The following is a 12,373-nucleotide window of genomic DNA, read 5'->3' as shown; positions in this document are numbered from 1 at the left end:
GAGACGGCCAAGCCGATGGCCCCCGTGGCGGGCGGCGGCATCGCCGGTTCCGTACGGGACTCGCTCGTCGTCGCCAAACGCAACCTGATCCGGATGATGCGGATCCCGGAGATGGTCATCTTCGGCCTGATCCAGCCGATCATGTTCGTGGTGCTGTTCACGTACGTCTTCGGCGGGTCCATCAGCGTCGGCGGCTCCACCGACCCGCAGCTCTACCGCGAGTTCCTGATGGCCGGCATCTTCGCCCAGACCGTGACGTTCGCCACCGCGGGCGCCGGTGCGGGCATCGCCGACGACATGCACAAGGGCCTGATCGACCGCTTCCGCTCGCTGCCCATGGCCCGCGGCGCCGTCCTCACCGGGCGCACCCTCGCCGACCTCGTGCAGACCGCGCTCACCCTCGTCGTGCTCGCCGTGGTCGCGCTGCTCGTCGGCTGGCGCACCCACGAGCCCTTCGGCAAGGTCCTCGCGGGCTTCGCCCTGCTGCTCCTGCTCGGGTACGCGTTCTCGTGGATCGGCGCGCTCATCGGGCTGTCCGTGCGTACGCCGGAGGCGGCCACCTCGGGCGGACTGATCTGGCTGTTCCCGCTGACGTTCATCTCGAACGCCTTCGTGCCGGTCCAGGGCATGCCCGCGTTCCTGCAGCACGTCGCCGAGTGGAACCCCTTCAGCGCCACCGTCCAGGCGGCCAGGGAACTCTTCGGCAACACCGCCGGACAGCAGATGGAATCCGTGACCGGCGCCTGGCCCATGGAGCACCCGGTGCTCGCATCGGTCCTCTGGTCGGTGCTGATCATCGTGGTCTTCCGCACCCTCGCGGTCCGCAAGTACCGCTCGGCGACGGCCTGACCGCTCGGCAGACCGCCCGAGCGCACGGCAGACCGCCGCAGCGCACGACAGACCGCCCGAGCGCACGACAACAGGCCCCCGGTGCTTTCCGCACCGGGGCCTTCGTCGTACGCCTACTTCTTCGTGCCGCCCTCGGACTTGGACCCCGCCTCCGCGCCCTTCGCGGGGGCGCCCTCGGGGGCCTCCTCGAAGTTCACGCGGCCCATGTGCCGGTTCATCGACTTCATCAGCATCCAGACGCCCACGGCGAGAGCCGCGAACACGATGAAGCCGAGAACACCGGGGGTGACCTTGTCCTCGTCGATCTCCTTGGCCAGCGGGACGAGGTGCGTCATGGCCAGATTGGCTGCTGCGCTTGCGCTCATGTCAGGCATTGTCCCGGATGCCCGCGAAGAGGTCGTCCTCGGGGAGGGAAGTATCGACGAGCGACTTCGCCAGCTCGTACTCCTCCGTCGGCCAGACCTCCTTCTGGAGCTCCATCGGAACGCGGAACCAGCCGCCCTCGGGGTCGATCTGCGTGGCGTGCGCGATCAGCGCCTTGTCACGGATCTCGAAGAAGTCCGCGCACGGAACGTGCGTGGTCAGCGTGCGCTCCACCCGCTCGAACTCGTCCCAGCGCTTCAGCCAGTCCCCGTACGGCGACTCCAGACCGCGGGCGAGCAGCGCCTCGTGCAGCGCTTCCGTGCGCGGGCGGTTGAAGCCCTGGTTGTAGTACAGCTTCTGCGGCGCGAAGACCGGCCCGAACTCGGACTCTGGGAACTTCTCCGCGTCCGCCGCTCCCTCGAACGCCACCATCGAGATCTTGTGGGTCATGATGTGGTCGGGGTGCGGATAGCCGCCGTTCTCGTCGTACGTGGTGATCACCTGCGGGCGGAACGAGCGGATCTGCTTGACCAGCTCTCCGGCCGCCTTGTCCACGTCCTCAAGTGCGAAGCAGCCCTCCGGCAGGGGCGGCAGCGGGTCGCCCTCCGGCAGCCCGGAGTCCACGAAGCCAAGCCACCACTGCTTGACGCCGAGGATCTCGCGCGCCTCGTCCATCTCCTTGCGGCGGACCTCGTGGATGTTCTCCTCGATGAACTGGTCGCCCTGGAGCTTCGGGTTGAGGATGGAGCCCCGCTCACCGCCCGTGCAGGTCACCACGAGCACGTCCACCCCCTCGGACACGTACTTGGCCATGGTGGCCGCGCCTTTGCTCGACTCGTCGTCGGGGTGCGCGTGAACCGCCATCAGTCGCAGCTGCTCAGTCAAGACTCGATCCTCATGTGTATGGCGCCCTCGGTCAGGGGGCGGCCCTCGGTCCTCGGGTGCTTCGGGGGGCTTCTATAGTGACCGAAACAGGGGCCCGATAATTCCCGGCCCCCCGACCCGACGCCGTCTTGAGAGGCCGATCCATGAACGCGGTCCGCGAACAGCTCCCCGAGGGCCGGTACGGTCGCTCCGCGGACGCCCGCGCCGACCGCAAGCTGAAGATCGTCGGCTCGGTGCTCGGCGTCCTGCTGCTCGGCGTCGTCAGCTGGATCGGCTACGACTACATCTCCGGCAAGAGCGCCTTCAGCGGCGAGCTCATCAAGTTCAAGGTGGCCTCCGCGCAGGCCGTCGACGTCCACCTGGAGATCCGCAAGGGCGCCGACGTCTCCGGGACGTGCACGCTGCGCGCCCTCGCCGAGTCCGGCGCCGAGGTCGGCCGCAAGGACATCGCCTTCGAGCAGCGCGAGGAGCTCGTCAACGAGGTCGTCACGCTGCGTACGACCGAGCGGGCCACCGCGGCCGAGCTGGTCTCCTGCGACGCACGCTGAGCGCGCGGGCGGACCTGCTCTGACCTGCTGCGACAGGTTCCCGACGGTTTCCGGGCGGATAACGTCCTCCCTCTTTTGCGCCTGAATTGTTAGGCTCGTGGTTTCGCCCACCAGTGAGGGAACATCCTTCTGGGTAGGGCGATGCTTTGTATTCCCAGTACCGACGAGGAGCACCTGTGACCCAGACCAGCGACAACGTCACCTGGCTGACCCAGGAGGCGTACAACCAGCTCAAGGCCGAGCTGGAGTATCTGTCTGGTCCCGCGCGCACCGAGATCGCCGCCAAGATCGCGGAGGCCCGCGAGGAGGGCGACCTGCGGGAGAACGGCGGGTATCACGCAGCCAAGGAAGAGCAGGGCAAGCAGGAGCTCCGTGTGCGCCAGCTCACGCAGATGCTCGAGAACGCCAAGGTCGGCGAGGCCCCGGCCGACGACGGCGTCGTGGAGCCCGGCATGGTCGTGACGATCGCCTTCGACGGCGACGAGGACGACACCCTCACCTTCCTGCTCGCCTCGCGGGAGTACGCGTCGGAGGGCACCACGACGTACTCGCCGCAGTCGCCGCTCGGGCAGGGCGTGAGCGGGAAGAAGGTCGGTGAGGAGGCTCAGTACGAGCTTCCGAACGGGAAGATGGCGATGGTGAAGATTCTGGAGGCGAAGCCTTACCAGGGCTGAGCTGCTCTTTTGCCTGTGCCCCGGCACCGTGGTTCGGCCTCGGTATGCCGGGGCACAGGCGTGTTTGCAGGGGACCTGCACAGGCGGTCAGCTGATGGCTGTCGGAACCCCCATCACCTCGCGGGCGTGGCGGTTCGGGACCATGCCCAGGCGCCAGGCCTGCCAGCCCGTGTCCAGTTCCACGCCGCGGTCGAGCATCAGGGCGTACGCCGGGAGGTAGCCCGCGAGTTCGGGGTCGCGGGCCGGGTGGGCGGCGCGGGTGAGCTGCGCGAGTTCCTCCGCCGCCACCGCCGTGCCGATCTCCGAGCCGCCCGGGGACGCGTACGGCAGGAGCGTGCAGCGCAGGAAGCGGGCCCAGTCCTCGCCGCGCCGGTCGCCGTACGAGCCGAAGAGCGCCACCGCCTCGTCGCACAGGGCCAGGGCCTGCGGGGAGCGGGCGTTGCCGGCGTCCACGACGGCGAGCTCCAGGCAGGTCCAGGCCTCCCCGTGGGCGACGCCGATGCGCTGGAAGTCGGCGCGGGCGTCGACCAGGAGCTGCCGGGCGAAGCCGGAGTTGCGCAGCGAACCGGTCTGGGCGGCGCGCTGGTCGCGGGTGACGCGGGCCGAGTGGTGGCGGGCGCAGGCGAGGCCGTACACGTCGCGCATACGGGAGAACATCGTGCGGGCGCGCTCCAGTGCGCGGACCGCCTCGGTGAGGTCGCCGGTCTCCTCCAGGGCCTGGCCCAGGTAGTAAAGGGACCAGGCCTCGCCGCGCGCGTCCTCGTTGTCCCGGTGCCGCAGGGCCGCCCCGCGCAGCGCCTCCACCGCGGCCGACGGGTCGCCGTCGACCAGGCGGGCGCGGGCCCGCTGGGTCAGCGCCCAGGCCTCGCCGCGCGGGTCGCGCGTGCGTCCGTACAGGTCGAGAGCGGTGCTCAACTCCTCCTCCGCGCGCGGCACATCGCCGAGCCGCAGGCGGACCTGGCCCAGCTGGAAGTGGGCCCAGGCCTGGCCGTGCACGGACTCGCTCTCGCGGTGCAGGTCGAGGGCGGTGGTGAGCAGGCCGAGGGCCTCCGCGACGCGCGCCCGGTCGCGCTCGACGGCCGCGAGGGCGTGCAGCGTCCACGCCCGGTCGCCCGCGAGATGCTCGGCCCGCTGCAGCTCCAGGGCCTCGCGCAGCTTGGCCGCCGCGTCCGCGAGCCGGCCCTGGTGGTGCAGGGTGATGCCGAGCGAGCACAGGGCACGGGCGGCACCGGCCTCGTGGTGCGCCTCGAAGTACAGGTCGACCACCGAGGACAGTGTCGTACGGGCCCTGTCGAGCTCGCCGAGCTGGCGGGCGGCGATGCCCGTGCGCCACTGCACGGAGCGGCCGAGCAGGCCCTGGCCGACCGCCTGGCTCAGCTCGCTGATCTCGCCCAGGCGGTAGAGGTCGCCGCGCAGCAGGCAGTAGTCGCAGAGCGCGCCGAGGAGGTTCAGGACCGCCTGGTCGTCGACGCCCTCCGCGTGCCGCAGGGCCGCCGTGATGAAGCTGGACTCGTCGTCCAGCCAGCGCAGCGCCGCGTCCAGGGACGTGAAGCCGTGCGGTCCTACCGCGCTCGCGTGGAAGGACGTGTCGGCGCGCGTCGACGTCTTGCCGTCGACCAGGCGGATCACCGAGTCGGCCAGCTCGGCGTAGTTGGCGATCAGCCGTTCCTGGGCGGCGGTGCGTTCGGCCGCCTCCTCCTCGTCGAGCAGCCGCGCGTGGGCGAAGGAGCGGACCACGTCGTGCAGGCGGTAGCGGCTGCCGCGCACATGGTCGACGAGCCCCGCGCGGGCGAGGGCCGTCAACTCCCGCTCCGCCTCCCGCTCGCCCACCCGTCGCCCGCCACCACCCTGGTCCTGAGCCCCTTCGGGGCGCACCTCTTGATCGTCCAGGAGGGCGCCCGCCGCGGCTGCCCCGAGCGAGGCGCGGCCCGCAAGCGCGAGCCGTCGCAGCAGCCGCCGTGCCGGGTCGGCCAGGTCCGTGTAGCGCAGCAGCAGCGCGCGCTCGACCGGGCCGTCCGGCCCCTCCGACCCGTCCGCCCCGCCCGCGGCGAGGTCCGCGGCGAGCTCGCGGGCGGTCCGCGGGCCGAGCGCGGAGCCCGCGATGCGCAGCGCGAGCGGAAGGCCGCCGCACAACTCCCGGATCTCGTCGGCCGCTTGGGCGTCGTACGGGCCCGACGCGTCCTCGGCCGCCGCGCGCAGCAGATCCTCGGCACCCGCCGCGTCCAGGGGTTCGACGGGCAGCTGGTGCACCCAGGCCGGCAGGTCGTCCGGCAGGTCAAGCGGGGCGCGGGAGGTGACCAGGACCAGGCTGTCGGAACGGTCCGGGACCAGGGTGCGGACCTGCTCGGCGTCGCTCGCGTCGTCCAGGATCACCGTGACCGGCAGGCCCGTCAGATGCTGGTGGTACAGCTCGGTGAGGCGCTTCAACTGCTGTTCCGGCGCGGACCGTTCGCGGAAGAGCAGCTGCTCGCGGGGGGCGCCGAGGCGGTTGAGGAGGTGCAGGAGCGCGTCCCGGGTCGTACGGGGCGGCTCGGTCGTGCTGTCGCCGCGCAGGTCCACCAGGCAGGCGCCGCGGAACTGGTCGCGCAGGGCGTGCGCCGCGTGGACCGCGAGCGTCGAGCGGCCCGAGCCGGGCGCGCCGTGCAGCACCACCACGGTCGGCCTGGTCTCGGTGGAGGCGCGGGCGGCGTGCACCCACTGCCCGATCCGGGCGAGATCCTGCCGCCGGCCCGCGAACGGCCCGTCCGGCTCAGGGAGTTGGGCGAAGGACCGCTCCAGTACGCTCCGCCGCCGCGCGGCCGCGCTCTTGTCGGTACGGCGCAGGGGGACCGGCTTCTTCCTGCCCGTACCGGTGTTCGCGGCGACGACGCGCTGCTGGTCCAAGTACGGGCGGATACCGCGCACTTCGAGCGCCGTGAGCCACTGCAGGCGCAGCTGCTCGGGACCGCCGGGCCGGCCGAGGGCGCCCGCGCGGCGGTGGGCGGCGGGCGCGTGCGACGCGGTGACCTTGCCGACGGTGGCCGCCGCGCCCGCGACCGCGACGACGGCGCCCGCGCCGAGGGCCGTGCCCGCGTCGGTGCCGAACGCCAGGTCCGCGGCGGCCGCGGCGACCGCGGCGACGGCCGTGACCAGCGCGGGCGTTGCCCCCTCCCGGCCGAGGCGCTGCCCGAACGACTGCCGTCCGGCCTCGGCCTCGTCGAGCGCCCGTACGTACGCGGCGTACTCCTCCGCCGCCGATTCGGCCAGGGTGTCCAGGGCGCCGCGAGCTCGGCTCAGGAGTACGTTGCCTTCCGTGCGGCCGCCGGAGCGCCGGACTTCTTCCTCGACTGCCCGTGCCAGCAACGTCTCGGCCTCGCCCCGATGGCTTTCCCGCATGCCGGGTCCCCCTCTGCCTCGTCATCGGCGTACGCGTTGATTTTTCCCCTACCCGCCCCTTCCCGAAAGTCCTGCCGGACGGGCCTCCTCAATCTCCCCCAGCTACCGCTGGGAGGTGCCCCCAGAGGGGCTCAAATTTGAGCCCCTCCGGCGATTGAGGAGCGGGGGCCTGGGGGCGGAGCCCCCAGAGCTGTCCGCAGGACTTTCGGGAAGGGGCGGGGAGGGGAAGAAAGCCCTACGCCCGCCCCAACCGCTCCCGCAGCCCCTCCACCTCCGTGACCGGCGCATCGCATGTGAAGTTGCGGCACACGTACGCCGCGGCCCGGCCCCCGACCAGCGGGCGGTCGGCCAGGAGCGGCAGCTCACCGGAGTCGGGCTCGCCCACCGCGACCACCGCACCCGGCGCCGGGGACAGCAGCGCTGCGCGGTGCAGAGCCGCCCGCTCCGGGTCGTCCGCGGGGCCCACCACCGCCACCTCGCGCGGCCCGTCGAGCAGTGCCTCGGCGACCGCCAGGCCGTGCCCGATGAACCGCGGGGCGCGCGGGCCGAGTGCCGTGACGACGCCCAACGCCCGCTCGGCGGCGGTGCGATGGGGCTCGGAGCCGGTCTGCGCCGCGTACGAGAGCAGGGCGCCGGCAGCCGCGGTCCAGCCGGACGGGGTGGCGTTGTCCGTCGGGTCCTGCGGGCGGCGGATCAGCGCCTCGGCGTCGTGGGCGGTGTCGTACAGCGCGCCGTTCTCGCCCACGAACCCGATCAGTACGTGGTCGAGCAGGAACCCGGCGAACTCCAGCCACACGCCCTCGCCGGTGACGGCCGCGAGCGCGAGGAAGCCCTCGGCGACGTCGGCGTAGTCCTCCAGGACCCCGGCGTGCGTGCCGGCCCTGCCGTCCATGGAGGTGCGGACCAGGCGCGCGTCCGGGCCCATGTGCAGCCGTACGAGCAGGTCCCCGGCGGCGATCGCGGCCTGCACCAGGTCGGGCCGGTCGAAGTACGCGCCCACCTCGGCGAGTGCCGCGATCGTGAGGCCGTTCCAGGCGGCCACCACCTTGTCGTCGCGGCCGGGGCGCGGCCGCTCCTCGCGGGCGGCGAGCAGCCGGGCGCGGATCGAGGCGAGCCGGTCCGAGTCCGACAGGCCCTCGCTCTGCGGGAGTTGGAGTACGGAGGCACCCTCCTCGAAGGTTCCCTCGTCGGTCACGGCGTAGTGCGCGATGGCCAGTTCGGCGTCGGACTCGCCGAGCACCTCGCGCAGTTGCGCGGGCGTCCACACGTAGTACGCGCCCTCGACGTGCCGGCCGGACGCCCCGTCCTCGCTGTCGGCGTCGAGGGCGGAGGCGAACCCGCCCTCGTTCGTACGGAGTTCACGCACCATGAAGTCCGCGGTCTCCAGGGCCACGCGCCGGGCGAGCTCACTGCCGGTGGCCCGCCACAGGTGCGCGTACGCGCGGCACAGCAGGGCGTTGTCGTACAGCATCTTCTCGAAGTGCGGCACGACCCATTTGCGGTCCACGGAGTAGCGGGCGAAGCCGCCGCCCAGTTGGTCGTAGATCCCGCCGCGGGCCATCCGCTCGCAGTTGTCGGCGGCCATCTGCAGGGCGCCGTCGGAGCCGGTGCGGGCGTGGTGGCGGAGCAGGAACTCGACGATCATCGCGGCCGGGAACTTCGGTGCGCCGCCGAATCCGCCGTACGTCGCGTCGTACTCCCGGGTGAGCCCGAGCAGCGCCTTGCCCAGCTGCTCCTCGCCGGGCAACGCCGTGTCCCCGTACGGGAGTTCACGGCCCGCGAGGTCCCGCACGATCTTGCCCGCGACCTCGGCGACCTCCTCGCGGCGGCCCGTCCAGGCCTCGCCGACGCCTTGCAGGACCTGCCGGAAGGAGGGCATGCCGTGGCGGGGCTCGGGCGGGAAGTACGTGCCGAAGTAGAAGGGTTCGGCGTCCGGGGTGAGGAAGACGGTCATGGGCCAGCCGCCCTGGCCGGTCGCGGCCTGTACGGCCTCCATGTAGACGGCGTCGACGTCGGGCCGCTCCTCCCGGTCCACCTTGACGCTGACGAAGTGCTCGTTGAGGTACGCGGCGGTCGCCTCGTCCTCGAACGACTCGTGCGCCATGACGTGGCACCAGTGAATCTGTAGAAGCTATAAGTGGCAGGACGAATAGCCCACACTCAAGAGAATGGGTACGTCCCGCCGCTTAGCTTCTTCCATCGCCTCCTCTCCCCATGGCCACCAGTCCACTGGGTTGGAGGCGTGCTGGAGTAGGTAGGGCGACTGCTCGTTAGCCAGTCGATTCATACCGGCATCGTCGCATGATCCGGCCGTCCAGCCCAGCTTGCCGGGCTGGACCCCAGGAGCGGGAAATTGCACACGGCATGTAATCCGGACCGCAGGTCGTCGGGCGGGCCGCCCGGTCTTCCCGAGCTCCTGCCGCCGTCGGTCGGACAGGTCCTCAAGGCCGTCGGGGAGGTCGGGCCGGCCTTGTTCTCGTCCGGCGCGGCGCATCGGTTGCACCGCTCGCGCACCGGTTGGAGTGTCCGTACAGAAGCGGCTGGACAGCACATTCCTGATGGTCGCGCAGCGGCGTGCTACCGGGCGGCGGGCACCCTCTCGGGCACCAGGTAGGCAGCGATGCTACGCAGCTTCTCGCAGGTCTCCTCCATTTCCCGGGCGGGATCCGACTGGCGCACCACGCCCGCACCGGCGCGCAGCCAGGTCCGTCCGCCCTGCTCGAAGACGGCCCGCAGGACCAGAGTCGCGTCCAGCGAACCGTCCGCGGCGGCGGTCAGCACCGCGCCGCCGTACATCCCGCGGGGCTGCGCCTCCATTCGGGCGATGTCGGCCACGGCGGCGGCCTTGGGGACGCCCGAGACGGTGATCGCGGGGAAGAGCGCCGTGAACGCGTCCCAGCAGCGAAGGCCCGGGGCGAGGCGGCCGGAGAGCCGTGAGGCGAGATGCTGCACGCTGCCGCGTTCCTTGACCGTGAGGTACTCGTCAAGCGTGATGGTGTCCGGTGTGCAGACCGTCGCGAGTTCCTCGGTCGCCGCCGTCACCGAGATCTCGTGCTCGTGGATCTCCTTGACGTCTGCGAGCAGTTCGGCGCGGAGCCGCCCGTTCTCGGCGGCGCAGGCGGTGCGGGCCCGTGTGCCGGCCAGTGGTTGGGTCCGTACGAGCCCGTCCGCGGAGACCGTGACGACCAGTTCGGGGCTGAAGCCCGCTGCTCCCAGGCCCGCGAGACGGAGCAGGAAGGAGCGGGCGGGGGTGTTGTTGCGGCGGCCGAGGACGAAGGTGTTCACCAGATCGACCGGGTGCGGCACGGGAACCACACGGCTCAGCACGACCTTGTCGTACGATCCCCGCCCGATCTCGTCCACCGCGCCCGCCACCAGCGTCCGGTACGCGTCCCCGCCGGTGGAGAGGTCGACGGCGGCGCTCACTCCGGGGCCCTGTTCGATCGGCAGGGCGGAGCCACTCACCGCCTCCGTGAGCCGGGCTTCGAGAGCGGCCAAGGAGCTCGCGTCGGTGCTCCGCAGCTCGGTCCGGCCCGCTGTGATCCTGACCTCGTCACGCGGTACGACCAGGTGCAGCAGGGGTGCGGTGGCAGGCCGGCCGGGGTGTCGGCGGGCCGGCACCCCGGCGGTCCGGAGCAGCGCGAGTTCGAAGGCCGCCCAGCCGTAGGCCCGCCATTGCGCGATCGGCAGCGCGTCGAGCAACTGGGCGACCACCGGCAGGGGGTGACCCCGCCAGGGGATGCTCCGCCGGTCCGTACCGATCGAGTAGTGGACATGCCGGTGGTCGACGATGATCTCCGCGATGGCCCCCGCGCAGTAGTGCCAGGTGTCCTCCCGCTCGTAGACCAGACACGCAGCCGGGTCGTGTGTCTCGGCCAGCCGCGCCACGGTGAGCAGCGGGTCGCTCGGTGCGGCGGTCTCGGTCTCCCGGTAGTGGTGGCGCAGTGTCATGCCAGTTCCCTCGACTTCTGATGCTTTCGGCTCGCGGGGCGCTCCAGGCGTGCGGCGAGTCCGTGCTTGTCCACCTTGCCCACGCCGGTACGCGGAAGGTCGGCCACGATCTCCAGGCGGTCGGGCAGCTTGTACGCGGCCAACCCCCGGTCGCGCAGGAAGGCGGCGATTTCGGGGAGGCGGGGAGGGCGGGTGCGCGGCACCACGAAGGCGCAGGTCCGCTCGCCGAGCAGTTCGTCAGGCACGCCGACCACGGCCGCCTGGGCGACCAGCGGATGGGCCAGCAGATGGTCCTCGACCTCAACGGCCGGGACCTTCTCGCCGCCCCTGTTCACGGCGTCCTTGAGCCGCCCCTCCACCACCAGGTGACCGGTGCCGGTGAGCCGCACCAGGTCGCCGGTGCGGTAGTAGCCGTCCGGGGTGAAGGCGGTGGCGTCGGACTCGGGCGCCGGGCCGGAGCCGGGTGCCCGGTAGTAGCCGCGCACGGTGTACGGGCCGCGCGCCAGCAACTCGCCCGCCTCGCCCACCGCTACGTCGCGACCCTCGCGGTCCACCACCCGGATCTCGTCCTCGGCCAACAGCGGGCGCCCCTGAGTGGAGACCACGATTTCCTCCGGGTCGTCCGGCCTGGTGAAACTGAGCAGGCCCTCGGCCATGCCGAACACCTGCTGGAGCCGGCATCCGAGCTCGGGACGTACGCGCTCGGCGTGTTTGCGGCTCAGTGGGGCTCCGCCGACCTGGAGCAGCCGAAGGCTCGTCAGGTCGGCCCGGGTCCGGCCGGCCTCGGCCAGCCAGAGCTGCAGGAGGGGCGGGGTGAGGGCGGTGACGGTCACCCGTTCCTGCTCGATCAGTTGGAACGCCTCGTCGGGGGAGGGGTCCGGGGCCAGCACGACCTTCCCGCCGACCGCGAGGGTGCCAAGGACACCAGGGCAGCCGAGCGCGAAATTGTGCGCTGCGGGCAGCGCCGCCAGGTACACGGTGTGTTCGTCGAGGCCGCACAGCCGGGCGCTCTCCACCACGTTGAGGGCGTAGTCCCGGTGGGTGCGCGGAATCAGCTTGGGGGCACCGGTCGTCCCGCCCGACAGCAGCAGGAGCCCGATGCCCGCCGGGGCGGGGCCGACGGTCGGGCGGGGTCCGCCGGCCACCGGGAGCGCGTCGGGAACGTCGCACACGTCGTCCGCCGTGACGATTTCGCGCAACGTGGGATTATCCGCGCGGACAGCCTCGGCCATGGCCCGGAAATCGAAACCTGCCCGCCTGCGGGGGATGACGATGCCGACCGCCCCGGCGATTCCGCACACGTTATGAATTTCATTCTTCCGGTGCACTGGCAATGCGAGAACGGGAATGACGCCCAGCCGGAAGAATGCAAATAGTAGGAGCATGAATTCTGTGCCGTTCGGCAGCTGCACCACCACGCGATCGCCCGCGCCGATGCGCAGGCGGCGCAGTCGTGCCGCAATCCGGTCGACGCGGGAGTCGAGCTCCCGGTAGGTCGTGACCTGCCCGTTGGACACCAGTGCGGGTCGGTCGGGGCCGCGCCGGGCCTGATCGCGGAGCAGGTCGGCAAGGAGGGCGCCGGGCGGCGGGCCAAGCATCAGAAATCACATCCGTTTTTATTATTCCGGCCCATGGTTTCAACAGGTAATACGGCGCGACCGGATGACTGCCGTTGACCCGGCGACACTTTAACGCCATCCGATGGCATGACTCTGCCCACGACTGACC

The 12,373-nt window shown here is 71.7% G+C and carries 8 protein-coding genes and 1 pseudogene; 3 read left to right on the top strand and 6 right to left on the bottom strand.

Features of this window, described 5'->3' with window-relative positions; translation table 11 throughout:
• Window positions 1-15: 15 nt before the first annotated feature.
• Window positions 16-849 carry an ABC transporter permease gene (locus QIT00_RS13625; RefSeq protein WP_282535517.1) on the top strand — a complete coding sequence of 278 codons (834 nt, stop codon included), beginning with the start codon at window positions 16-18 and terminating at the stop codon, window positions 847-849.
• A 113-nt stretch (window positions 850-962) separates the two neighbouring features.
• Here the strand turns inward: QIT00_RS13625 and QIT00_RS13620 are convergent, their stop codons facing one another.
• On the bottom strand, window positions 963-1,223 hold the full coding sequence (locus QIT00_RS13620) for a hypothetical protein (protein ID WP_282535496.1): 261 nt from the start codon (window positions 1,221-1,223) through the stop codon (window positions 963-965).
• Window positions 1,216-2,097 carry a mycothiol conjugate amidase Mca gene (gene mca / locus QIT00_RS13615; RefSeq protein WP_282535495.1) on the bottom strand — a complete coding sequence of 294 codons (882 nt, stop codon included), beginning with the start codon at window positions 2,095-2,097 and terminating at the stop codon, window positions 1,216-1,218. The genes QIT00_RS13620 and mca overlap by 8 nt, the downstream gene beginning before the upstream one ends.
• 143 nt (window positions 2,098-2,240) lie before the next feature.
• Between mca and QIT00_RS13610 the strand changes: the two genes are divergently transcribed.
• A complete protein-coding gene (locus tag QIT00_RS13610) occupies window positions 2,241-2,645 on the top strand; it encodes a DUF4307 domain-containing protein (protein WP_282535494.1) in 405 nt (134 codons plus the stop codon).
• A gap of 176 nt (window positions 2,646-2,821) precedes the next feature.
• Window positions 2,822-3,319: a transcription elongation factor GreA gene (greA, locus tag QIT00_RS13605; RefSeq protein ID WP_282535493.1), complete on the top strand. Its 498-nt coding sequence runs from the start codon at window positions 2,822-2,824 to the stop codon at window positions 3,317-3,319.
• Between the two features lie 87 nt (window positions 3,320-3,406).
• Here the strand turns inward: greA and QIT00_RS13600 are convergent, their stop codons facing one another.
• From QIT00_RS13600 to QIT00_RS13585, 4 genes and pseudogenes are all read right to left on the bottom strand, one after another.
• Window positions 3,407-6,694 carry a tetratricopeptide repeat protein gene (locus tag QIT00_RS13600; RefSeq protein ID WP_282535492.1) on the bottom strand — a complete coding sequence of 1,096 codons (3,288 nt, stop codon included), beginning with the start codon at window positions 6,692-6,694 and terminating at the stop codon, window positions 3,407-3,409.
• 235 nt (window positions 6,695-6,929) lie between these two features.
• Window positions 6,930-8,981: pseudogene (locus tag QIT00_RS13595) on the bottom strand (thioredoxin domain-containing protein).
• Between the two features lie 290 nt (window positions 8,982-9,271).
• Entirely contained in the window at window positions 9,272-10,645 is a 1,374-nt protein-coding gene (locus QIT00_RS13590; RefSeq protein ID WP_282535491.1) for a salicylate synthase, read from the bottom strand.
• Entirely contained in the window at window positions 10,642-12,243 is a 1,602-nt protein-coding gene (locus QIT00_RS13585; RefSeq protein ID WP_282535490.1) for a (2,3-dihydroxybenzoyl)adenylate synthase, read from the bottom strand. The genes QIT00_RS13590 and QIT00_RS13585 overlap by 4 nt, the downstream gene beginning before the upstream one ends.
• Window positions 12,244-12,373: the final 130 nt, after the last annotated feature.

Origin of the sequence: Streptomyces luteolus, assembly GCF_029968015.1 — a bacterium.
Classification (GTDB): Bacteria; Actinomycetota; Actinomycetes; order Streptomycetales; family Streptomycetaceae; genus Streptomyces; species Streptomyces luteolus.
Note: the sequence above shows the minus strand (reverse complement) of the source record. Positions and strands in the feature narration are given on the sequence as shown.